Genomic DNA, 21,872 nt, shown 5'->3' with positions numbered 1-21,872 from the left:
AATGCTCGAATGTATTGCCGTTTTTCGTTCGTTTGTTCTGTAGTTCAATGGTGACATGCGGTGGTGGTGTTGTCATCACTCGAACGGGTGAAGATTCCATTGAGGAGTGTCAATGGCGTTTCTCAAGGCCATGTGCACCAATGGAATCGGAAGAATATGCCGGTATTCTTGCGGTCTGGAGACTCCATGTGCCTGGGATGGAAGTGGGTCTCTGCGTTGCTGTCGCAAAGCCGGGCCGAGATGGTGCGGGCAGTCGAGGTCCGGCCCCTACCGAACGTTGCCTTGTTGTCGCCGCCTCAGGGCCTTGACCCGAGCGGCGCAGGGGGCCGAAATCGAGCCCTCAGCCGCTGAGACCTCGTTGTCGCTGCCTAAGGCCCGCGACCCGACGGCGTGGCCGCCGCAGTCCCACCACAGCCGCACACCGCCTCATCGTCGCCGCCTCTCGGCCGCATCCCAAGCGTTGCGGCAAGTCCGGTGCAGGCCGGAAGTGCGCCGAGGCCTTCCCCTGCCCCCTTGCGATGGCCCGAGAAGCGATGGCCGAGCTGCTGGAAGGTCGAACTGCCGACCAACGCCGTCCGGGAGGACCCACCAGAAGACATGGAGCCATTGCAATCCGGATGCCGACCGATCGTGGATCGGCCCGCTCTCTGCCTCCTCGTTCTGTTTCTCAACCGGTTAGACGAAGGGGTTTACAAGGAAGCGCGGGTGTGGAAACATCGAAATAATTCGATCAACTGCCCTTCCCTTGGGGCGTCCGCGAAGGAGACGACGATGTCAACAAGAAGGCGGCTCGGCGCATGCGCCGCCGCGACGGCCCTCCTGACCACGACCCTCGGCCTCGCCGCCCCCACCTCGGCCCAGGCGGCGCCGGTCGCGTTCGACAACGGACAGACCATCACCACGACCTCCGGCGACCTCATGCACGCCCACGGCGGCGGCATGCTCAAGGTCGGGAACACCTACTACATGGTCGGCGAGCAGCGGAACGACTACCTGTTCGACCAGGTGAGCATGTACTCCTCCACCGACCTCGTCAACTGGACCTTCGCCAACGACATCCTCAGCGCCGAGTCGCACCCCGACCTCTCGCCGGCCAACATCGAGCGGCCCAAGGTCATCTACAACGCCGAATACGACCACTACGTCATGTGGGCGCACAAGGAGAACGGCGTCGACTACGGCGACGCCGAAGTGGCCGTGGCCGTCTCCGACACGGTCGACGGCGACTACACCTACCGCGGCTCCTTCAGGCCCCTCGGCTACGACTCGCGCGACATGACGCTGTTCGTCGACACCGACGGCACCGGCTACCTCATCTCCGCCGCCGACGTGAACTACGACCTCAACATCTACCGCCTCACCGACGACTACCTCGGCGTCGAGGCGCTCGTCCACGTCTTCGACGGCTACCACCGCGAGGCCCCCGCCGTCTTCCAGCGCAACGGCGTCTACTTCCTCGTCACCTCCGGCGCGACCGGCTGGAACGCCAACCAGACCCAGTACGCCACCACCACGAACTTCCCCGCGGGCTCGTGGTCGGGCTGGACCAACGCCGGCAACTCCACCACCTTCGGCTCCCAGCCGACCTTCGTCGCCACCGTCAGCGGCACCGCCGGCACCAGCTACCTGTACATGGGCGACCGCTGGGGACCGCAATGGGGCGGCAAACCCATGGACAGCGAATACGTGTGGCTCCCGATCTCCTTCCCCAGCAGCAGGAGCATGTCGCTGACCTGGTACTCCACCCTCAACATCGACGCGGCCGCGGGAACGGTCCAAGGCGTGGTCGGCAACGAGGACGGGAGCCCGTACTCGACCAAGTTCGTCAACGCGAACTCCGGGCGCTGCATCGACGTGCCCGGCGGATCGAGCGCCGACGGCACCAAGCTCACCCAGTACGGCTGCTGGAACGGCGCACCGCAGGCCTTCACCTTCGACCCGGTCTACCCCGGCTCCAAGGTCGGCTCCATCGCCAACACGAGCACCGGCAAGTGCTGGGACGTGCTCGACGAGTCCAAGGCCGCCGGAGCCGCCGTCGGCCAATGGGGCTGCTGGGCCGGAGGCAACCAGCGCTTCTCGCTGCGGCCCGCCGCGAACGGCAACCACCTCATCGTGGCCCAGCACTCCGGCCTCTGCATCGAGGTCGCCGGGTCCTCGACCGCCAACAGCGCCGCCATCGTCCAGAACACCTGCACCGGCGCCGCGAACCAGCAATGGGACGTGACAGGGCTCTAAGCCTCACCGGAGACCGCGAACCAGGACCGCCGCCCGGGCCCCGCCGGCCCGGGCGGCGGTCGTTCCTGTGTTCCGGGCCTCAGCGGGACCCCGCCGTTCGCCGCTGCACCCCTGACCAGGCATAATCGAGAGGTTGCGCTTCGGCGCAGCGTCTTCGGCTCTCGAAGCCGGACATCCATGCGAGTCGGCCCGGTACCGGGCCGGCGTTGAGCGAACGAAAGGAATCAGTCTCGTGGCTGATCAACAGCAAGCTGCCGGTGGCAGCCGGGACGGCGGCGGCGACCGCCGCGGCGGTCGCGGCGGCCGCGGTGGACGCGAGGGCGGTCGCGGTCGCGACCGCGCCGAGAAGTCCCCGCACATCGAGCGCGTCGTCACCATCAACCGCGTCGCCAAGGTCGTCAAGGGCGGCCGGCGCTTCGCCTTCACCGCCCTCGTGGTGGTCGGCGACGGCGCGGGCAACGTCGGTGTCGGCTACGGCAAGGCCAAGGAAGTCCCCGCGGCCATCGCCAAGGGCGTCGAGGAGGCCAAGAAGAACTTCTTCACGGTTCCCCGCATCGGCGGCACCATTCCGCACGAGGTCTTCGGCGAGGACGCGGCCGGCAAGGTGCTCCTGAAGCCCGCCTCCTCGGGTACCGGTGTCATCGCGGGCGGTCCCGTGCGCGCCGTGCTCGAATGCGCCGGCATCCACGACATCCTGTCGAAGTCCCTGGGCTCCTCGAACGCGATCAACATCGTCCACGCGACGGTGGCCGCGCTCAAGGGCCTCGAGTCCCCGGAGGCCGTCGCGGCCCGCCGCGGCATGGCGCTGGAGGACATCGCTCCTCAGGGCCTGCTGCGCGCCCGCGCCGAAGCCGCCCAGGCCGCGAAGGCGTAGGGGGATCGACATGCCACGTTTGAAGATCACCCAGCACAAGTCGGTCATCGGCGAGAAGCCGAAGACCCGCGCCACCATCCAGACGCTCGGCCTCCGCAAGATCGGCCAGACCGTCTTCAAGGAAGACCGCCCGGAGTTCCGCGGCATGGTCCACCGTGTCCGCCACCTGGTCGATGTCGAGGAGGTTGAGTAGTCATGGCTATTCGCATTCATGACCTGCAGCCGGCCCCCGGCGCCAAGAAGGCCAAGACCCGCGTGGGTCGCGGTGAGGGCTCCAAGGGCAAGACCGCCGGTCGCGGCACCAAGGGCACCAAGGCCCGCAAGAACGTCAAGGCCGGCTTCGAGGGCGGCCAGATGCCGCTCCAGGTGCGTCTGCCGAAGCTCAAGGGCTTCAAGCCGCACAACAAGCTCGTGTACCAGGTCGTCAACCTCGACCGCCTCGTGGAGCTCTTCCCCGAGGGCGGCGAGGTCGGCCCCGAGCAGCTGATCGAGGCGGGCGTCCTGAACAAGAAGGAGCTCATCAAGGTCCTCGGTTCGGGCGAGCTCGAAGGCGTCAAGTTCGACCTGAAGGCGCACGCCTTCTCGTCCTCCGCCTTCACCAAGATCACCGCCGCCGGCGGCACCGCCGTCGTGGTGGACAAGAAGACCGGTGAGGCGCTCGGCGAATAGCCGAAAGCCTCACCAGGACGAACACCTGATCTGCGAAACGGGCCGGAGGGAACTCCGGCCCGTTTCGTCATGGTGAATGCCGAATACTCTGCGTCCGATTGCGCCTGCTAGGCTCCCATGGCGAGCACCACCGTCTTCCTCGGGCGTGTGACGCTCTCGCTACGAACTACACACGCCCACTGGTTACAAAGGCCTGCACCGTGATCCGACGGAGCTAGCCCCACGGGCCCCGCCAGGGGGTCTTGTTCAGGAGGAACCGCATTGCTCTCCGCCTTCATCAGCGCGTTTCGGACCCCCGATCTGCGCAAGAAGATCCTGTTCACCTTGATGATCATCGGACTGTATCGTCTCGGTGCGCAGATGCCCAGTCCCGGCGTGGACTACGCGGCGGTGCAGACCTGCCTCAACCTCCAGCCGACGGATGAACAGGGCGTCTTCGGCCTCCTGAACCTCTTCACCGGTGGAGCGCTCCTCCAGCTGTCGGTCTTCGCGCTCGGCGTCATGCCGTACATCACCGCGTCGATCATCATGCAGCTGTTGACGGTCGTGATCCCGCGGTTGGAGCAGCTCCGCAAGGAGGGCCAGCCGGGCCAGGTCAAGATCACCCAGTACACGCGGTACCTGACGCTGGGCCTCGCCCTGCTCCAGGCCTCCGGCTACATCGCGCTGGCGCGCTCGGGCATTCTGTTCAACGCCGAGTGCCCGACCCCGATCCTCCCCGACCTGTCGAACTCCGACGCGAACATCCCGTACTGGATGACCATCGTCACGGTCGTCGCCGTCATGGTCGCGGGCACCGCGATCATCATGTGGTTCGGCGAGCAGATCACCGAGCGCGGCGTCGGCAACGGCATGAGCCTCCTGATCTTCGCGTCCATCGCGGCGCAGATGCCGGGCCAGTTCTGGTCCCTCCAGGAGTCCGAGGGCTGGTTCATGTTCGCCGTCATCGTGGGCCTGTGCCTGGCGATCATGGTCGCGGTCATCTTCATCGAGCAGTCGCAGCGGCGCATCCCGGTGCAGTACGCCAAGAAGATGGTGGGCCGCCGGATGTACGGCGGCACCTCGACCTACATCCCGCTCAAGGTGAACCAGGCCGGCGTCGTGCCCGTGATCTTCGGGTCCTCGCTGCTATACATCCCGACGCTGTTCCGCCAGCTCAACCAGAACAGCGACTCGCAGTGGGTCAGCTTCATCGACCGCTACCTGCTCAACCAGGGCTCGTGGGTGTACATCACGCTCTACGCCCTCCTGATCATCTTCTTCACGTACTTCTACGTCTCGATCACCTTCAAGGTGGACGACGTCGCCGAGAACATGAAGAAGGCCGGCGGGTTCATCCCGGGCGTGCGCCCGGGCAACCCCACCGCGACCTACTTGCAGCGAGTCCTGTCACGCCTGACCTTCCCGGGCTCGCTTTACCTCGCCGCGATCGCTATCCTTCCCAATCTGGCCATCATCGCGTTCGGTAACCAGCAGCTGTTCGCACAGTTCGCGTTCGGCGGCACCTCGGTGCTGATCATGGTGGGCGTCGGCCTGGAGTCGGTCAAGCAGATCGAGTCCCAGCTGATGCAGCGCCACTACGAAGGTTTCCTCCGCTGACGCAGGAACATCTTCATAGAGGGACCACACGGGAGGAACAACGTTGCGACTGGTACTGGTAGGCCCACCCGGGGCCGGCAAGGGAACCCAGGCGGAGATCATCGCCGAGCGGCTCGGCGTTCCCAAGATCTCCACCGGTGACATCTTCCGCGCCAACGTCTCCGGCGGCACCCCGCTGGGCCTCAAGGCCAAGGAGTACATGGACGCCGGCGATCTGGTCCCGGACGAGGTCACGAACGAGATGGTCGCGGACCGCCTGGACCAGGACGACGCCAAGGACGGCTTCCTCCTCGACGGGTACCCGCGCAACACCGAGCAGGCCAAGGTCCTGGACGGCGTCCTCGACCAGGCCGGCCTCTCCCTGGATCTGGCCCTGGAGCTGACCGCCAGCGACGAGGAGGTCGTGCGCCGCCTGTCGGGCCGCCGCGTCTCCAAGTCGACCGGCAAGGTCTACCACCTCGAGTTCGACCCGCCCGCGGATCCCGACTCGGAGGACCTGTACCAGCGCTCCGACGACCGGCCCGAGACGATCAAGAACCGCCTCAAGGTCTACGCGGAGCAGACCGCGCCGCTGATCGGCTACTACGAGGCCCAGGGCAAGCTCGTCAAGATCGACGCCATCGGCGAGGTGCCCGAGGTGACCGAGCGCGCCTTGGCCGCCATCGGCGCCGGAGAGTAACCCCCCGTCGTGTTCCGCCGCCGCCAGCGCATCCAGTACAAGACGTCCGAGCAGATCCGGCAGATGCGAGCCGCCGGGCTCGTCGTGGCCGAGGTCCACCAGGCCATGCGCGAGTCCGCCGGTCCTGGCGTGTCGACGGCGGAACTCGACCGCATCGCGGAGAAGGTCATCCGCGACTGCGGGGCGACGCCCTCGTTCAAGGGCTACGACATCGGCTTCGGGCCCTACCCGGCCTCGATCTGCTCTTCGGTGAACGAGCAGGTCGTCCACGCGATCCCGTCGAAGGACGCGGTCCTCAAGGACGGCGACCTCCTGTCGGTCGACGTGGGCGCGATCGTCGACGGCTGGCACGGGGACGCGGCCATCACGATCGAGATCGGGACCGTCGCCCCGGAGCTGACGGCCCTGCGCGAGGCCTGCGAGGCCTCCATGTGGGCCGGGATCGAAGCCGCCGCCTCCGCGAAGCGCCTCGGCGGCATCTCGCACGCGATCGAGCAGTCGGTGGAGCGCTCCGGCGCCGAGCACGGCCGGGAGTACGGCATCGTGACCGGCTTCGGCGGGCACGGCATCGGCACCGAGATGCACCAGGACCCGCACATCCTCAACTACGGCCGCCCCGGTGAGGGTCCCAAGCTGCGTCCGGGCATGGCCCTGGCGATCGAGCCGATGATCACGCTCGGCTCGGACGAGACGGCGGAGCTGGCCGACGGCTGGACGATCGTGACCGAGGACGGCTCGGTCGCGGCGCACGTGGAGCACACGATCGCGCTGCTCGAGGACGGCGTCTGGGTCCTCACGGCCCCCGACGGCGGCGTCGAGCGGCTCGGCGACGCGGCCGCGAGCGCGGCTCGCGCCCTGTGACACCCGATGACATAATGTGGTCGTGACCGACGACCACGGCAAGCTGCGGATCTCGAACGCCGACCGCGACAAGGCGATCCAGCAGCTGCAGGCCGCCCTCGACGAGGGGCGCATCGATCTCGTGGAGTTCGACGAGCGCGCCAAGGGCGCGTACGAGGCGAAGACCAACGCCGAGCTCGACCTCATCTTCGAGGACCTGCCCGGCGGCCGCCCGAAGGAAGGCGAGGTCGCCGTGGGCGACCGCGCACCGGCGGACGCCGACGCCCCCCGCGAGAACGCGGCGCCGCGATCGGGCCACTCCTGGCACGGCGGCGACTGGATGCACGGGATGCCCGCGCTCAGGGCCCTCATCGTCGTCGGCGGCATCTGCACCATGATCTGGCTCGCCGGCGCCATCTCCTCGGGCGACTTCGGCGGCTTCTGGCCGATCTGGCCGATCATGGGCCTGTCCATCGCCACGTTCGTGCAGCTGGTCAACCGCGGCCGCTGATCGCACCGTCCCCGTCTTCCAAGGAGCCCCCCCGAATGTCCTCACTCGAACGGTTCGGCGACCGCGAGACGCGCCTCGGCAACGCCGAACGCTCGGCCCTGACCGAGATCCTGCGCAGCGCCGTGGATCAGGGCTACATCGACCTCGACGAGTACGAGAAGCGCGTCGACGTCCTCATGACTGCGAAGACCGTCGGGGACGCCGAGGCGGTCCTGACCGACCTCCCGGCCTACCAGAAGATCGTGGACGCCCAGGAGCCCGAGAAACTCGGTTCGCCGGACTGGGTCAAGTGGCTGTGGTTCGGGATCTCGATCCCGATCGGCATCAACCTCGGCATCTGGCTGATCCTGCTCTTCACGGTCGGGCCGGTCTACTTCTGGCCGGTCTGGGTCGTGGTCCCGCTGGTCGTGGTGGCGCTGTGCCTCACCGGCGCGGAGCGGACGATCATGCGCCCGGCGGAGGAGCGCAAACGCCGGGAGCGGATGCGCCGCAAGCGGAACGGTCGCTGACCCCGGAGAGGCGAAAAGCCTCGCGGCAGTGCCGCGAGGCTTTCTCCTTGGGGTGATCGACGGGTTTTGAACCCGCGACCTCTCGGACCACAACCGAGTGCTCTACCAGCTGAGCTACGACCACCAAGATCGGTCTTCACGGGGAAACCCCGGGACCGGCGACAATCATAGCGAGACAATACGGGTCCGCGTCAACGGGGTTGGGTGTTCGCCGTCTCAGTCCTCGGCCGGTTCGGCGAGGGCCGCGGCGGCGGCCTTGGCCTCGTCGCTGGAGGGCCCGGGGAGCGACACGAACACGGTGCGCCGGTAGTACTCCAGCTCCTTCACGCTCTCCTTGATGTCGGCGAGGGCGCGGTGGGCCAGGCCCTTGGCGGGCTGGTTGTAGTACACGCGCGGGTACCAGCGCCGGGAGAGCTCCTTGATGGAGGAGACGTCGATCATGCGGTAGTGCAGGTGATCGTCCAGGCGCGGCATGTACTTCGCGATGAAGGTGCGGTCCGTGGCGATGGAGTTGCCGCACAGCGGGGCGGTCCGCGCCTCGGGCACGTGCTGCTTGACGTACTCGAGCACCGCGTCCTCGGCCTCTTCGAGGGAGATCCGCGAGGCCCGCACCTCGTCGGTGAGCCCGGATTTGGCGTGCATGTCGGCGACGAACGCCCCCATGTTCTCGAGCGTGCCGCCGTCGCAGGCGATCACGAGGTCGATGCCGTCGTCCAGGGGCGTGAGGTCCGGTTCGGTGACGAGGGCGGCGATTTCGATGAGGGCTTCGGTCTCCGGGTCGAGGCCGGTCATTTCGCAGTCGACCCACACTAGTCGTTCTTCAGTCACCCGGCCAACTCTACGCCCAGGGGACACTCGGGGTGATCTACGCGGCACGACGCCGGGAACGCCTCTGCGGGGCCCGGCGGAGGCGCAGACTCGAAGGAGAACGAGCGGTGTTCGGAATCGGACGGCGACGCCTGAGAAAGGTGTTGCTCGTCACCGCTACCGTCCGCTATGGTGCGGGTATCAGAGCGTCGCCGCCTTTGCGGCCGGTATCGCAGTGATTCGGGCCGCAAAAAGATGATCTCTCAACTTTTTCAAGGTAAGGCGCGTGTACCCCTAGAGATTGAAGGTTTGCGATGAAGCAGGCCGGACACGATACCGTGACCAGGACTCGGGTCATCAGGCCTCCGCGGAGGTGAGGTGATCCCCGTCTCAGAGACATCATGGCGCCATGGCGCCCTCGTCTGAGAGATGGGAGCCGTGAACCGAGCATAGCCGACGATTACGGGTACTCGAAACGATGCGAAGGCACCGGACCGCTGCGAAGCGCCCGGCCACCGGTTCGCATCGGTTTCGTAACCGTGGCGTATCGAACACCGGGGCACGGAATTCCACGCAACGAAGCGGTCGTTGTAACTGGTACACCGCTCACGCGGTGTCGGGGGACGAGGAAGCTGGAGGAGACCTTGAGCGTGGAGACTACGACAACACCCACCCTCACCACCGAAGAGGTCGCTGAGGAACGAGACCTTGTGGGTGTGTACCTGCATGAGATCTCGAAGACGCCGCTGCTCGACGCCGCCGCCGAGGTCGACTTGGCGAAGGCAGTCGAAGCGGGTCTGTTCGCGAAGCACCTGCTCGGCGATGGGGAGACCTTCGGCGACGCCACCGAGAAGGAGCTGAAGCGCCTGGTCGAAGACGGGGCGCGGGCGAAGGAGCAGTTCATCAAGGCGAACCTGCGATTGGTCGTCTCGATCGCCCGCCGCTACGTCCGTTCCGGGATGCCGATGCTCGACCTGATCCAGGAGGGCAACACCGGCCTGGTCCGCGCCGTCGAGAAATTCGACTACCAGCGCGGCTTCAAGTTCTCGACCTACGCCACGTGGTGGATCCGCCAGGCCATCAGCCGGGCGATCGCCCAGCAGGAGCGCACCGTGCGCCTGCCGGTGCACCTGGTCGAGGACGTCAACCGGATGCGCAACGTCACCCGCCAGCTCACCCGTGAGCTCGGCGGCGACCCCGAGCCCGACCAGGTGGCCGCCGCACTCGGCGTCACGGTCGAGCGGGTCAACGAGCTCGTCCGCTGGAGTCAGGACACCGTCTCGCTGGACACGCCGATCGGCGACGATGGCGACACCAACCTGGGGGACCTGGTCGCCGACTCCGACGAGCCCAGCCCGGAGGACGTCGTCCTCGCCGGGATGGAACGCCAGCGCATCGAGATGATGCTCAACCACCTCGACGAGCGCTCGGCGGGGATCGTCAAGGCCCGCTACGGGCTCGAAGACGGCCGCGAGCACTCGCTCACGGAGGTCGCGCACCGGTTCCACCTGTCGCGCGAGCGCATCCGTCAGCTCGAGATCCAGGCGCTGGCGCGTCTGAAGGAGCTGGCCAACGACCAGGTCATGGCGGAAGCCGCTTGAATGCGCCGTCGTTGAGGCAGCGCCGTCTCGCAGACGGCGCCGACGCCGGAGACGAATAGACGAACAGTGAAAGGGCCCGGGGCGAACGCCCCGGGCCCTTTCGCGTGCGCGGCCCGTCGCCGATCTGAACGGCCGTCGGGGCGGCCTCGGCTGCGCAGCGCTTCGGGCGGGCGTCCCCGCGGGGACGCCCGCCCGAAGCGGATCCGATCGATCGGCGGTCAGACGCGGCGGTAGCCGTCGATCGACATGCCCATGTCGAGGTCGGCGACCTTCACGACGTCGCCCGGCTTGGGCGCGTGGATGACCTGGCCGTCGCCGATGTAGAGGGCCATGTGACCCAGGCCGTTGTAGAACACCAGGTCGCCCGGCCGCAGGTCGTCCCGGCCGATGGCGCTGGTCTCGTCCCAGATCGCGTTGGTCTGGTGGGTGAGGCCGATGCCGGAGACGGCGTAGGCGCCCTTGACCAGGCCGGAGCAGTCCCAGGTGTCGGGGCCGGCCGAGCCGTAGACGTAGGACTCGCCGAGCTGGTTCCGGGCGAACTCGACCGCCGCGGTCGCGGCGTCGGAGCTGTAGGCCGCGGTGGAGTCGGACGACGAGTCGGAGGACGAGCCGCCGCTGGAGGCGGTGGGGGCCTCGGCCTCCGCTGCGGCCGCCGCGGCGGCTTCCGCCTCGGCCGCGGCGGCCTCGTCGTAGGCCTCCTCGGCTTCGTCGATCTCCGCGTCGAGGGACTCGACCTGCTGCCGGGTCGCCTCGATGTCGGCGGTGAGCCGGTCGGCGTCCTCGGCGGCGGCCTGCGCCTCGTCGTACTTGTCGGACTGCTCCTGGGCGTAGGCGACCAGCGTGGTGACCTTCGCGTCGAGGTCGTCCTCGGCGGATTCGACCGCGGCGGTGACGACGGCGAGTTGCGCGTCGGAGGTGCCGTAGTCGGCGGTGGCCGTGTCGATCACGGCCTGAGCCGTTCGGAGCTCCGTCCGGAGGCCTTCGAGGTCTTCGGCGGCCTCGTCGCGTTCGGTCTCGAGGTCGGCCAGGTGGGCTTCGATCTCCGAGGCGGAAGCGGTGGTGTAGTCGATGTCGGCCGCGTCGGCCTGGGTGCCGGTGAAGGCGGTCACGAGCGCGACGGTGGTGAGGGTGACGCCCGTGTAGGCGCCGATGCGGCGAAGAACGGCGCCGGCGCGCGAACGATGTCCGGTGTCCGTGCAGACGGTATCTGAGCAGGCTTGAGCCACGAGTGGCCTTTCTTCCTCGTCCGCCTACCGGGTTAGCTGTCGGGTTCGGGCAGGGAAGCGCGCCCTACCCGCTGCGGCGTGGCCGCGGCGGGATTCACCCCGTGCGTCGCGAGGCCGTCGGAAGACGGCGGGGGATCGCGACGCGGCTGGGTCCCCGGCCCGCGCGGCGGTGTTTCGCCCTGTACCGGGAGGGACAGGCGTCATGCGCAGCGCGGCTCGGCGGTCCGGCGGGTGGGTCTCTGGGGGAGCCCTGAGGACCCGACCGGAACAGCCGCCGACGCTATCGCAGGTGACCAGGCTCGCCAAGCGCGCTGTGAATCACTCCACAAACCGGTAACGGACAGTGAGGACGGCAGGGGAGAGAGGGCGACTATCCAGCGGGTTTATTGTCCGAACGGTCGACGTCCGGGTGGCCCGGGCGGCGGGTGTCCGGGACGCGGGCGAGGAACGCTCGGATTCGATGTCGCCCCCGGTGCAACGATGCCCGGTGGGTACGACGCTGGGTCGCGGTCAGGGTGCGCCTGGGCCGCGGGCGATGCGCAGGAAGTGATCGCCGGTCGAGCGATCGAAGAAGGTTCGCGTTCGGTGTCGCCCCCGGCTTCGATGGCGCCCGGCGGGTACGACATGCCTCGGCGAGTCGGACCCGCGCGAGCGCCCGCCGCAGGCCCCCGCGCGGAGGGCCTTGCCGTCAGAAGCTCCGCAGGGACCTCGGCGGCGGCGGGGACTGGATCGCCGTCGCATCCGTGGTCGGCGCCGCTCCCGCGAGGTACTCCTTCAGCTCGGTGCCCTCCAGGACCCGGCACGGGAATGCCGCTCCCGCGCAGCGGCGGCGCAGTTCGGCCACCGGCAGCTCGATCCCGGCCGCGACCGCGACCACGTTGCCGAAGCGGCGGCCTCGCAGCACCGCCGGTTCGCCCATGATCGCCACATGCGGCCACACCTCCCGCATCGCCGCCAGCGCGGGCTTGAGGAACCGCATCTGGCCGCCGTCGCACAGGTTCACCGCGTAGTGCCCGTCCGCGCGCAGCACCCGCCGGGCCGCGTGCAGGAACTCGGTGCTCGTGACGTGCGCGGGCACCCGCGCGTCGGCGTACACATCCGTGACGATGAGCTCATAGCCGTCCTCGGGCGCCGTCTCGATCGCCTCGCGCGCGTCGGTGTGCCTGATCTTCACCTTCACCCCGCGCGGCAGCGGCGCCTCGGCCCGGACGAGCTCGACCAAGGCCCGGTTCGTCTCGACCGCCTGCTGGTAGGAGCCCGGCCGTGTCACCGCGATGTAGCGGGCCATCGCGAGGCCGCCCGCGCCAAGATGCAGCGCCCGCAGCGGCCGCCCCGGCTCGCCGACAGCGTCGACGAGGTACGCGATCCGCTGCATGTACTCGGCATCCAGATAGGACGGGTCGTCGAGGTCGATCGTCGCCTGGACGACCCCGTCCGCGACCAGGTGCAGCAGGTTCGGTCGGTCCTTGTCGCGGTCGATCCGGAGGTCATCGGGCATGGCGGGCCGTTCGTGTTCGGGGGCGGGTGCGGGACGCGGCCGGCCGCGAAGGCCGGTTCACGCACCCATTGTGCCCGAGGGCCCCTGCCGGGCCTGGCTCCTGGCCGAGGCCGCGATGTGGGCGATGCGCCGCAGTGCCGCGAAGACCGTGTCGCCGAGCACCGTGGCGACCACCGCCTGCTCGACGTCCACCCCCTCGGCCCTGGTGGCCTCCGCGATCGCCTCCATGTCCGCCGAGGCCAGCGCCGCCGCCGCGTCCGCGTAGTGGCTCAGCACCTCCTGCGGGTCGGGGTTCCCCAGGCGGTAGAACGCCGACAGCGCCGTCACCAGGGCGTCCCGGTACATCGGCGGGGCCACCTCGGCCCAGCCGTACTCGGTCAGGAGCTGGTCCACGGTGCGCCCGGCCGCTTCGTCGGTGCCCTCGCTCGCGAGGGAGAACCTCGGCTCCCGGTGGGTCGCCGCCAGCGTCGCGCCGAGCGCCTGGAACGCCGACTCCGGATGGCGTGCGAGGACGGTGAGCACCTCGCCGATCTGCGCCACCGACAGCCCCGCGGTCTCCGACAGGGCCCTGATGAGCGTCAGGCGGTGCACGTGCGCGGGCCCGTACTCGACGGTGGTGCCCTCGCCGTGCTCGCCCGGCTGAAGCAGGCGCTCCCGCAGGTAGTACTTGATGGTGGCGGCCGGAACGCCGGTCCGCTCCGACAGCTCCCCGATGCGCATACGAGGGAGTCTATGACGGATAGCGCGCCCGCGTTACCGTTGAGCCACGCCAGGAACTCCCGGCCCGAAACTTCACCTCATCTGGAAAGGCGGCGGTCATGCCCGGCCCGCACCCGTCACCCCGCCCGGCCGCTCGCTGCGCTCGCCTCCCCGAACCGGAACGGCTTCGCCATGCATGACCTTCGTGCGGCGCTCCTCGAGGAGTTGCGCGGCATCGCCGCGCTTCCCGTGCCCGCCTTCGACCCGGACCTCGCCGACGACTTCGCCGCCACCGGCCGCCGCATCCCCTACGAAGCCCAGTACTTCGCCCGCCGCCGCCACCTCGCCGCCCTCGCGCTCGTCGGCGACGGCCCTGTCCTCTCCGCCCTCGTCGCCGACGTCTGCGACGAGCGCTCCTGGGCCCTCCCCGCCCACTGGGACGCCGGCACCGACCCCCGCACCTGCGTCGACCTCTTCGCCTGCGAGACCGCCCAGACCCTCGCCGAGATCCTGCGCCTGCGCGAGGACATCAAGGACCGCGGCCACGTCGAATCCGAGATCCGGCGACGCGTGCTCGACCCGTTCTTCGACGCCGACTACCCCTACTTCTGGGAAGAGCGCATCTCCAACTGGACCGCCGTGTGCGCCGGCGCCGCCGGGATGGCCGCCCTCGCCCTCGGCTACGACACCGACGTCGTCCGCGCCCGCGTCCTCCCCGCCCTCCAGAGCTACCTGTTCTCGTTCGGCCCCGACGGCGGCTGCGTCGAAGGCGTCGACTACTGGGTCTACGGCTTCGGCTACTTCACCTACTTCGCCGAGGCCTGGCGCGATGCCACCGGGGAAGACCTCCTCGCCGGCACCGAGGAGATCGCCGCCTTCCCCGCCCGCGCCCAGCTCTACCCCGGCTCCTTCGCCACCTTCGGCGACACCGGCGCCGACGCGCTCCTGCCCCCCGGCCTCATGGCCCGCCTCCACGACCGCCTCGGCACGCCCCTCCCCGCCGCGGGCCCCTACCAGGCCTTCTCCGACGACGCCTGCGCCCGCTGGGCCCACCTCACCCGCACCCTCGACTGGGGGCGCCCCCTCGGCGACACCGTCGACGAGGGCCGCTCGCTCCTGGCCGACGTCGGCTGGTTCGTCGAGCGCCGCCTGATCGGCCGCCGCATGTGGGCGCTGGCCGTCAAGGGCGGCTACAACGACGAGCCGCACAACCACCTCGACCTCGGCTCGTTCCTCATCGCCGTCGACGGCGAGCAGCTCCTGTGCGACCCCGGCGCGGGGGAGTACACCGCCGCCTACTTCGGGGCCGAACGCTACGAGCAGGTCCACGCCTCCGCCGCCTGGCACTCCGTCCCGACCGTCGAGGGCGCGATCCAGCAGCTCGGCGAGGACTCCCGCGCCGAACTCGTCGGCACCCCCGACGGCGTGGAGGCGTACATCGACGCCTACGGTGACGGCGCGCTCATCCGCAAGTTCCGCTGGATCGACGCGTCGATCACGTTGGAGGACTACGGACCCGAGATCACCGAGGTCTTCGTCAGCCGCATCCGGCCCGAACTCGACGGGACCCGCGCGGTGTGGGCGGGGGAGCGCGGCACGCTGGTCCTCCACGGGGTCAACCCCGAGGACGCCCTCGTCGACTCGGTGGACACCACCGACCACCGCGGCGCCCCCGACCGGCTATGGGCGCTCCGGTTCGGGCTCGGCGCCGCTCCCGAAGGTTTCCGCTTCGAGTTGCTCTAGGGCTCCGTCGCCTTTGACGGTCTCGGTGCCGTCTCCGAAGGTCTCCGCTTCGAGCCGTTCGATGGCTCGGTCGACCTTGACGGTCTCGGGGTCGTCCCCGAGGACCGCCGGGGACTCGGCGCCGTCCTCCAGGGGCTCCGTTTCGAGCTGCTCGAGGGCTCCGTCGCCTTTGACGGTCTCGGTGCCGTCTCCGAAGGTCTCCGCTTCGAGCCGTTCGATGGTTCGGTCGACCTTGACGGTCTCGGGGTCGTCCCCGAGGACCGCCGGGGACTCGGCGCCGTCCTCCAGGGGCTCCGTTTCGAGCTCCTCAAGGAACCCGTCGGCCTTGAGGCGTCGGCGCGCGGCCGCGATGGCCTCGCCGGTGTGCTCGAACAGCCGTCCCTGCTTCCACAGCGGCTCCAGCACGCCCAGGGCTTCCAAGGGCTTGGCGTGCACCGGTTCGAGCCCGGAGAGGTAGACCGCTATGCCGCGGTGCTCCAGGCGCTTGATCGCGTCGGCGAGCACCATCGCCCCCGACGCGTCCATGGTGTACACGCGGCTCATCCGCAGCACCACCACCCGCACGTCGGCCACGTCGAGCAGCTGCAGCAGGAACCGGTGCGCGGCGGCGAAGAACAGCGGGCCCTCCAGCCGGTAGGCCACGATGTGCTCGTGCAGTAGCGCCGCCTCCTCGTCGTGGTGGTCGCCGTGGTCGAACGGCTCCTCCTCCACCGACACCGATCGGGAGATCCGCCCCAGCGCCAGGAGTCCGGCCAGCGCGATGCCCACGGCCACGGCCCACACCAGGTTGCACAGCACCGTGGTCGCGAGCGTCAGCCACATGACCGCCGCGTCGGCGCGGGTCGAGCGCGCCAGGGCCAGCATCGAGCCGACCTCGATCATGCGGATCGAGGTCGCGATGAGCACGCCCGCGAGCGCCGCCAGCGGCACGTGCGTCACCAGCGGCGCGAGCGCGAGCATGATGAGCGCCAGGACGATCGCGTGCGTCAGCGACGCGAGCCGACCGGCCGCGCCCGACCGCACGTTCACCGCCGTGCGCGCCAGCGCCCCCGAGGAGGGCATGCCGCCGAAGAACGGCGTCACCAGGTTCGCCACACCCTGCCCGAACAGCTCCCGGTCCGGGTTGTGGTGCTGGTCGACGGTCATGTTGTCGGCGACCGTGGCGGACAGGAGCGACTCGAGCGCGCACAGCGCGCAGATGGCGGCGGCCGCGGCGACGAGTTCGGGCATCTCGGTGAAGTCGAGGAAGTCCGCCTCGGGGGCCGGGATCGTGCGCGGCAGGGTCCCGATGACGCCGATGTCAGCGTTCGCGACCCAGGTGACGACCGTGGCCGCGATGACCGCCAGGAGCGGCGTGGGGATCTGCGAGTGCAGGCGCGAGCCGAGGAGGATCGCGGCGGCCACGCCGAACGCGACCGCGGGCGGGGCCCAGTTCGGGTCCGCCGCGAAGGCGCTGACCGACTCCCATGCGCCCGTGAGCAGGTGGTCGTTCTGCGGTGGCAGGCCGAGCGCGGGCGGGAACTGCTGGATCGCGATGACGATCGCGACGCCCGCCGTGAAGCCCTCGACGACGGGCACCGGCACGTAGCGGGCGTAGCGGCCCGCGCCGGTGAGCGCGAGCGTCACGAGCATGAGGCCGGCCATGATGCCGACGAGCATGACCCCGGCGTGGCTGTGGGTCGCCGCGAGGGGCACGAGGACCACGGCCATCGTCCCCGTGGGGCCGCTGACCTGGAGGTTCGAGCCGCCGAGGATCGCGGCGAGCGCCCCGGCGATGATCGAGGTGATGAGCCCGGCGAAGGCGCCCAGGCCCGAGGCGATCCCGAAGCCGAGCGCCAGCGGCAGCGCGACGACCGCGACGGTGAGCCCGGCGAGGAGGTCGGTGTGCCAATGGCGGCGGACGTGCGCGTAATCGGACCGTTCGGGAAACAGCTGTCGGAAGCGTCGTCGTTTCGTGGCAGTTGTCTCTCGCATGGTGGTCATGGGGTAATTGTCCAAGAACGGGTGGTGCGCAACCGCATTCAACGCGCCGGGCGGCGACGCGGCCGTCAGCGTGTCGCCCATGCGCCCGGCGCGGCCGCCGGCCGACCCGTTCGGGCGACGACGCGGCGGGCCCCGGTCCTCGTCGCACCCGCGCGGAACGATGGACGCTCCCTTTCCCCGGGCGGGTGGGGCCGGGGCGGCCTACGGGCTTCGCCGCCGCGGAGTCGGCACGCCCGGTCGCCGCGGCCGACGTCCCAGGCGAGGAGGCGTCGGCGCTGCCGTAGGATCGCCTGCGTGCGTGCGAAGGGTCTGGAAGCGGCGATCCGCGTCGGCGGCGCGGTCGTCGCCGCCGCTGCCGCCGTCCTCGCCGCCGTCCTCGAATCCTTCCTGGTGCCCACGTACGTCGATGGCATCGCGATCCCCCTCGCCGGAGTGCTCGCGTTCTGCGGGAACTGGGCCCTGGCGGCCCTCGCGGTGTGGTGGACCGGCTCGCGCTGGTCGGCCGCGCTCACCTCGTTCGCCTGGTTCGCGGTGGTCCTCACCGCCTCGATGCCGACCTCGGCCGGTTCGCTGGTGATCGCCAGCGGCTTCAACGGCTACGCGCTGCTCCTGGCGGGGACCGCCGGTGTCGCCGTCGCGCTGTGGCAGTATTTTCGTCCGAGACCGAGCGCGCGCGCTCGGCTCGCCGGCGGCCCGGCGGCCGCCCCGCAAGTCACCCCCACCGCTACGAAGGAGTCCCGACAGTGACCCTCCTCAGCCGCCTCCTCATACCGCACTGGCCCTCGATCTACGGCTTCGCCCTGGGCTTGATCGTCGCCAACCTGGCCGGCCGGATCGCCTCCCGGCAGTGGAGCGAGGGCACCGTGGTCGGCGACCTCGTCGGCGTCTACACCTTCGGCGCGATGGCCGCCGTCGCGGTCGCCGCGGGGATCTGGTGGGGCGTGCGCCGCCGCCGCCAGGAGATCACCGGCGAGCTGCTCGTGATCTTCGTGGTCGCGACCCTGTTCACGGTGCTGGTGAACCCGCTCATCGCCCGAGTCGACTACCCGAGCCTCGACGGGGTCTTCTCGCAGACGCTCATCTACTTCGCGCTGCTGGCGCTCTCGGGCTGGGTCGGCTACCTCATCGTCATGGCGCTCGGCGTCGACACGTACGGCCGCGAGCTCAAGGCCACCAAGATCGCCTTCGAACGCAAGGCCAACCCCAAGTCCGCCTAGACGGGACGCGCCCGGTAGGCGTACCGGTACCGCTCGGCGTACCCCTGGCGCGCGTACATCGCGAGCGCGGCCTCGTTGTCGGTCTCGACCTGCAGCGCGGCCCGCCGCGCCCCGTGCTCGGCCCCCCACGCCTCCAGCGCGTGCAGCACCTCGGCGCCCAGGCCCTGCCGCCGCCACTGCGGCAGCGTCCCGATGTTCGTGATCGCCACGGTGTCGCCCGCGATCGCACCCCGGCCCCGCGCGGCGAGCGAGCCGTCCCGCCAGACCTCCGCGTAGCCGCGCCCCGGACCGGCCCCGAAGACCCGCGCCGCGACCTCCGGCCGCCCGCGCCCCGCCTGCTCCAGGAACGCCGCGCACGGCTCCGGCACGACCCGTGCCTCGCCCGTGTACGCGACGGGTTCGAGGGCCTTCGTCATGACCGCGGCCGCGCCCTCGGCCTCCCAGCCGCGGGAGGCCAGGTCCGCTTCCAGCCGCTTCGTCACCGGCCCCGCCAGGGCCACGAGCGGCCGCGCTCCGCGAGCGTCGTACCAGGCTTCGACGGCCGCGACGGCGGCGTCCGGGCCGCCTTCGGGGGCGGTCAGGGCCAGCGCCGAGTTCGCCCGGCGCGAGAAGCCCTGCGAGTACCGCAGGACCCAGCCGCCCAGGTCTGCGGTCTCGATCGCGGGCCAGGTCGCGGCGAGATGCCGCTCCAGTTCGAGGATCTCGGAGAACGCGGTCGGCTTCGGCGGGATCGGCCGGGCCGCGACCACGTCGGCGGCGTCGACGGTGACGGCCGTCCCCGAGGCGGGCAGCACGCGCCAGCGCTCCGGGCCGATCTCGATAAGCTCGCCCGTGATGTCCGTGAACCGGCGACCCGGTGCAGCGTCCTTCAACCTGATCCGAACCGCCACTCGCGAACCGACGTGTTCCGGTCCCAACATCTGGCGCACCCCCAGGCTTCGGGTCTACAAATGGAAAGTAGCTTTAGGCTCATCACAGCGCAGTCCGCCCGACTGCGCGCTGTAGGAAGGACGACTCGTGACTTACGTTATCGCCGAGCCGTGCGTGGATCTCCTCGACAAGGCTTGCATTGAAGAATGCCCGGTCGACTGCATCTACGAAGGCAACCGGAAGCTCTACATCCACCCTGACGAGTGCGTCGACTGCGGTGCATGCGAGCCGGTGTGCCCGGTCGAGGCGATCTTCTACGAGGACGACGTCCCCGAGGAGTGGGCCCCGTACACCAAGGCCGAGGTCGACTTCTTCGACGAGATCGGCAGCCCCGGCGGCGCCTCCAAGATCGGCAAGATCGACAGCGACGTCCCGTTCGTGGCCGAGCTGCCCAAGAAAGAGGAGTAGCCGCGATGGCGCTGCGCCGCCTCCACAGCGCCTCTCCGGCGCGGCGGCTGCCGCGCTTCCCCTGGGACCGCATGGCCCCCTACAAGGAGCGTGCGGCGGCCCACGCCGGCGGCCTGGTCGACCTCACCGTCGGCGCGCCCGTCGACGAGGTGCCCGCCGTGGTCCGGGAGGCCCTGGCCGAGGCGTCCGCGCGACCCGGTTACCCGACGGTGGCCGGACCGGTCGCGCTGCGGGAGGCGATGCGGTCGTGGCTCCACCGGCACACCGGCGTCGGCGACGACGTCGCGGTCCTCCCCACGGTGGGTTCCAAGGAACTGGTCGCGAACCTCCCGTCCCAGCTCGGCATCGGCTCCGGCGAGTCGGTGGCCTACCCCGAGATCGCCTACCCCACCTATGAGATCGGCGCGATCCTCGCGAAAGCGGATCCCGTGCCGGTGGCCGACCCGCGCGACGCGGCGCGTCCCGTGAAGCTCGCGAGCGGGCGGATGAGCTCGGGGCGGCTGCGGCTGGTGTGGATCAACTACCCGACCAACCCCACCGGCGAGGTCGCCTCGGTCGAGCACCTGCGCGGCCTGGTGCGCTGGGCCCGCGAGAGCGGCGTGGTGCTCGCCAGCGACGAGTGCTACCTGACGCTCGGCTGGGACGAGGAGCACCCGCCGGTGTCGGTCCTCGACCCGCGCGTCAACGACGGCGACCTGACGGGCCTGCTGGCGGCGCATTCGCTGTCGAAGCGCTCCAACCTGGCCGGCTACCGCTCGGCGTTCCTCGCGGGGGACCCGGCGCTCATCGCCGACCTCCTGGAGATCCGCCGCCACGCGGGCTTCATGGTCCCGTGGCCGGTCCAGCAGGCCACGATCGCGGCCCTGCACGACGAGTCCCACGCGATCGAGCAGCGCGCCCGATACGAAGCGCGCCGCTCGGTCCTGCGCGGGGCGCTCGAATCCGCCGGGTTCCGCATCGACCACTCGACGGCGGGCCTGTACCTGTGGGCCACCCGCGACGAGGACTGCTGGACCACCGTGGAGTGGCTCGCCGACCGCGGCATCCTGGCCGCGGCGGGGGAGTTCTACGGCGCCAAGGGGAACCGCCACGTGCGCCTGTCCCTGACCGCCACCGACGAGGCGGTCGCGGACGCCGCGCGGCGCCTGCAGTAGACGACACGACCAGGGCCCGCAGCCTCCCGCTGCGGGCCCTCGCCGTGTAGCGGTCTCACCTCACGGCGCGCCGACCGGGTCGTCGGCGGGCGCCGGAGCCGGAGCCGGCGCCGGCTGGCCCTGGAGCGTGGCGAGGATCTCCTGGCACAGTTCGTTCAGCGGCGTGAGGTCGGGCGCTCCCGGCACCGGAGCGGGAGCCGGGGCCGGAGCGGGAGCCGGAGCCGGCGCGGGGGCCGGGGCCGGCGTGCCGGACAGCAGCGCCTTGATGTCGGTGAGGCACTGCGTGAGTTCCGCCGTCGGATCGGGTGCCGGTGCGGGCGCCGGCGGAAGCTGCTCACTGCTCACCGCCTCGGCCGGGTCGATCGCGACGGCGCTCGCCGTCGGCGCGGCGGCGAGCATCGCGAACGGGACAGTCGCCCCGATCACGACCATCCGCCAGGTCTTCCGTGATTTCGTGGTCGGTGCTACTTCGAACGTGGACTCTGCCATGAGGATGGCTCCCTGGATCGTCGGCTCTGGGTTCAGGTGCGGTCTCGTGGACCACCGTGGCGGCGGCCCGAACGCCCCTCGGCGCCGAGACGGCTGCTTTCGGTAGCACTTTATGTACTCATCGTGAGGCATGAGCGGTTTCGGTGAAAACAATCCATGTCGGACCGTGCATCTGCGCCCGCGCGGCGAGGGGCCCGTTGG

The 21,872-nt window shown here is 70.0% G+C and carries 22 protein-coding genes, 1 tRNA gene and 1 riboswitch; of the genes, 15 read left to right on the top strand and 8 right to left on the bottom strand.

What is annotated here, in order from left to right; genetic code table 11:
• Window positions 1-771: 771 nt before the first annotated feature.
• The 9 genes from K3N28_RS05050 to K3N28_RS05010 all read left to right on the top strand — a co-directional run bounded on the left by K3N28_RS05050 (window position 772) and on the right by K3N28_RS05010 (window position 7,916).
• Window positions 772-2,235, top strand: coding sequence for an RICIN domain-containing protein (locus K3N28_RS05050; protein ID WP_228091371.1), 1,464 nt, complete (start codon window positions 772-774; stop codon window positions 2,233-2,235).
• Between the two features lie 232 nt (window positions 2,236-2,467).
• Window positions 2,468-3,109: a 30S ribosomal protein S5 gene (gene rpsE / locus K3N28_RS05045; protein WP_374209654.1), complete on the top strand. Its 642-nt coding sequence runs from the start codon at window positions 2,468-2,470 to the stop codon at window positions 3,107-3,109.
• A 10-nt stretch (window positions 3,110-3,119) separates the two neighbouring features.
• Window positions 3,120-3,302: a 50S ribosomal protein L30 gene (rpmD, locus tag K3N28_RS05040; RefSeq protein ID WP_228091370.1), complete on the top strand. Its 183-nt coding sequence runs from the start codon at window positions 3,120-3,122 to the stop codon at window positions 3,300-3,302.
• A 2-nt stretch (window positions 3,303-3,304) separates the two neighbouring features.
• The gene (gene rplO, locus K3N28_RS05035) at window positions 3,305-3,778 is read left to right on the top strand and encodes a 50S ribosomal protein L15 (protein ID WP_374209653.1); all 474 of its coding nucleotides are present in this window, start codon (window positions 3,305-3,307) and stop codon (window positions 3,776-3,778) included.
• A 261-nt stretch (window positions 3,779-4,039) separates the two neighbouring features.
• Window positions 4,040-5,377, top strand: coding sequence for a preprotein translocase subunit SecY (gene secY, locus K3N28_RS05030; RefSeq protein WP_228091369.1), 1,338 nt, complete (start codon window positions 4,040-4,042; stop codon window positions 5,375-5,377).
• A gap of 43 nt (window positions 5,378-5,420) precedes the next feature.
• Window positions 5,421-6,056 (top strand): adenylate kinase, encoded by a 636-nt coding sequence (locus K3N28_RS05025; protein ID WP_228091368.1) that lies wholly within the window; start codon window positions 5,421-5,423, stop codon window positions 6,054-6,056.
• A gap of 9 nt (window positions 6,057-6,065) precedes the next feature.
• A complete protein-coding gene (gene map, locus K3N28_RS05020) occupies window positions 6,066-6,917 on the top strand; it encodes a type I methionyl aminopeptidase (protein WP_228091367.1) in 852 nt (283 codons plus the stop codon).
• 22 nt (window positions 6,918-6,939) lie between these two features.
• A complete protein-coding gene (locus K3N28_RS05015) occupies window positions 6,940-7,407 on the top strand; it encodes a DUF1707 domain-containing protein (protein ID WP_228091366.1) in 468 nt (155 codons plus the stop codon).
• A gap of 35 nt (window positions 7,408-7,442) precedes the next feature.
• Window positions 7,443-7,916 carry a DUF1707 domain-containing protein gene (locus K3N28_RS05010; protein ID WP_228091365.1) on the top strand — a complete coding sequence of 158 codons (474 nt, stop codon included), beginning with the start codon at window positions 7,443-7,445 and terminating at the stop codon, window positions 7,914-7,916.
• 48 nt (window positions 7,917-7,964) lie between these two features.
• On the opposite strand, the gene K3N28_RS05005 is transcribed toward K3N28_RS05010, so the two are convergent.
• Window positions 7,965-8,040: transfer RNA gene (locus tag K3N28_RS05005), tRNA-His, on the bottom strand.
• 92 nt (window positions 8,041-8,132) lie between these two features.
• Entirely contained in the window at window positions 8,133-8,744 is a 612-nt protein-coding gene (gene orn / locus K3N28_RS05000; protein WP_228091364.1) for an oligoribonuclease, read from the bottom strand.
• Window positions 8,745-9,367: 623 nt separating this feature from the next.
• On the opposite strand from orn, the gene K3N28_RS04995 reads away from it, so the two are divergent.
• A complete protein-coding gene (locus K3N28_RS04995; RefSeq protein ID WP_374209652.1) occupies window positions 9,368-10,324 on the top strand; it encodes an RNA polymerase sigma factor RpoD/SigA in 957 nt (318 codons plus the stop codon).
• A 218-nt stretch (window positions 10,325-10,542) separates the two neighbouring features.
• Here the strand turns inward: K3N28_RS04995 and K3N28_RS04990 are convergent, their stop codons facing one another.
• The 3 genes from K3N28_RS04990 to K3N28_RS04980 form a co-directional block, all read right to left on the bottom strand.
• The gene (locus K3N28_RS04990; RefSeq protein ID WP_228091362.1) at window positions 10,543-11,550 is read right to left on the bottom strand and encodes a C40 family peptidase; all 1,008 of its coding nucleotides are present in this window, start codon (window positions 11,548-11,550) and stop codon (window positions 10,543-10,545) included.
• A 6-nt stretch (window positions 11,551-11,556) separates the two neighbouring features.
• Window positions 11,557-11,729: riboswitch (cyclic di-AMP (ydaO/yuaA leader) on the bottom strand.
• 509 nt (window positions 11,730-12,238) lie between these two features.
• A complete protein-coding gene (locus K3N28_RS04985) occupies window positions 12,239-13,048 on the bottom strand; it encodes a spermidine synthase (protein ID WP_228091361.1) in 810 nt (269 codons plus the stop codon).
• Between the two features lie 57 nt (window positions 13,049-13,105).
• Window positions 13,106-13,768: a MerR family transcriptional regulator gene (locus tag K3N28_RS04980; protein ID WP_228091360.1), complete on the bottom strand. Its 663-nt coding sequence runs from the start codon at window positions 13,766-13,768 to the stop codon at window positions 13,106-13,108.
• Window positions 13,769-13,939: 171 nt separating this feature from the next.
• Here K3N28_RS04980 and K3N28_RS04975 point away from each other — a divergent pair, with 171 nt between their 5' ends.
• On the top strand, window positions 13,940-15,490 hold the full coding sequence (locus K3N28_RS04975) for a heparinase II/III family protein (RefSeq protein WP_228091359.1): 1,551 nt from the start codon (window positions 13,940-13,942) through the stop codon (window positions 15,488-15,490).
• Here the strand turns inward: K3N28_RS04975 and K3N28_RS04970 are convergent.
• On the bottom strand, window positions 15,428-17,464 hold the full coding sequence (locus K3N28_RS04970; protein ID WP_374209702.1) for a SulP family inorganic anion transporter: 2,037 nt from the start codon (window positions 17,462-17,464) through the stop codon (window positions 15,428-15,430). The two genes, K3N28_RS04975 and K3N28_RS04970, sit on opposite strands and share 63 nt — an antisense overlap.
• A gap of 303 nt (window positions 17,465-17,767) precedes the next feature.
• Between K3N28_RS04970 and K3N28_RS04965 the strand changes: the two genes are divergently transcribed.
• Window positions 17,768-18,220: a hypothetical protein gene (locus K3N28_RS04965; protein WP_228091357.1), complete on the top strand. Its 453-nt coding sequence runs from the start codon at window positions 17,768-17,770 to the stop codon at window positions 18,218-18,220.
• Entirely contained in the window at window positions 18,217-18,690 is a 474-nt protein-coding gene (locus K3N28_RS04960) for a hypothetical protein (protein ID WP_228091356.1), read from the top strand. Before K3N28_RS04965 ends, K3N28_RS04960 begins: the two co-directional genes overlap by 4 nt.
• Here the strand turns inward: K3N28_RS04960 and K3N28_RS04955 are convergent.
• Entirely contained in the window at window positions 18,687-19,562 is an 876-nt protein-coding gene (locus tag K3N28_RS04955) for an N-acetyltransferase (RefSeq protein ID WP_228091355.1), read from the bottom strand. The genes K3N28_RS04960 and K3N28_RS04955 overlap by 4 nt on opposite strands.
• Before the next feature lie 145 nt (window positions 19,563-19,707).
• Here K3N28_RS04955 and fdxA point away from each other — a divergent pair, with 145 nt between their 5' ends.
• Together fdxA and dapC are read left to right on the top strand one after the other, a co-directional pair.
• A complete protein-coding gene (gene fdxA / locus K3N28_RS04950; RefSeq protein WP_228091354.1) occupies window positions 19,708-20,028 on the top strand; it encodes a ferredoxin in 321 nt (106 codons plus the stop codon).
• A 5-nt stretch (window positions 20,029-20,033) separates the two neighbouring features.
• Window positions 20,034-21,182 (top strand): succinyldiaminopimelate transaminase, encoded by a 1,149-nt coding sequence (gene dapC, locus K3N28_RS04945; protein WP_228091353.1) that lies wholly within the window; start codon window positions 20,034-20,036, stop codon window positions 21,180-21,182.
• Window positions 21,183-21,242: 60 nt separating this feature from the next.
• Here dapC and K3N28_RS04940 read toward each other — a convergent pair whose 3' ends face one another.
• Window positions 21,243-21,671, bottom strand: coding sequence for a hypothetical protein (locus K3N28_RS04940; protein ID WP_228091352.1), 429 nt, complete (start codon window positions 21,669-21,671; stop codon window positions 21,243-21,245).
• Between the last annotated feature and the right edge of the window lie 201 nt (window positions 21,672-21,872).

This window comes from Glycomyces sp. TRM65418 (genome assembly GCF_019710475.1).
In the GTDB taxonomy this organism is placed as follows: domain Bacteria; phylum Actinomycetota; class Actinomycetes; order Mycobacteriales; family Micromonosporaceae; genus Glycomyces.
The sequence above is the reverse complement of the archived record's forward strand: the minus strand, read 5'-3'. Positions and strand labels throughout refer to the sequence as shown.

Bases quoted from the DNA above. Each gene is read 5' to 3' on its own strand.
- K3N28_RS05050 (WP_228091371.1), top strand. From the start codon at position 772: ATGTCAACAAGAAGGCGGCTCGGCGCATGCGCCGCCGCGACGGCCCTC.
- rpmD (WP_228091370.1), top strand. From the start codon at position 3,120: ATGCCACGTTTGAAGATCACCCAGCACAAGTCGGTCATCGGCGAGAAG.
- rplO (WP_374209653.1), top strand. From the start codon at position 3,305: ATGGCTATTCGCATTCATGACCTGCAGCCGGCCCCCGGCGCCAAGAAG.
- K3N28_RS05010 (WP_228091365.1), top strand. From the start codon at position 7,443: ATGTCCTCACTCGAACGGTTCGGCGACCGCGAGACGCGCCTCGGCAAC.
- K3N28_RS04985 (WP_228091361.1), bottom strand. From the start codon at position 13,048: ATGCCCGATGACCTCCGGATCGACCGCGACAAGGACCGACCGAACCTG.
- K3N28_RS04980 (WP_228091360.1), bottom strand. From the start codon at position 13,768: ATGCGCATCGGGGAGCTGTCGGAGCGGACCGGCGTTCCGGCCGCCACC.
- K3N28_RS04975 (WP_228091359.1), top strand. From the start codon at position 13,940: ATGCATGACCTTCGTGCGGCGCTCCTCGAGGAGTTGCGCGGCATCGCC.
- K3N28_RS04970 (WP_374209702.1), bottom strand. From the start codon at position 17,464: ATGCGAGAGACAACTGCCACGAAACGACGACGCTTCCGACAGCTGTTT.
- dapC (WP_228091353.1), top strand. From the start codon at position 20,034: ATGGCGCTGCGCCGCCTCCACAGCGCCTCTCCGGCGCGGCGGCTGCCG.
- K3N28_RS04940 (WP_228091352.1), bottom strand. From the start codon at position 21,671: ATGGCAGAGTCCACGTTCGAAGTAGCACCGACCACGAAATCACGGAAG.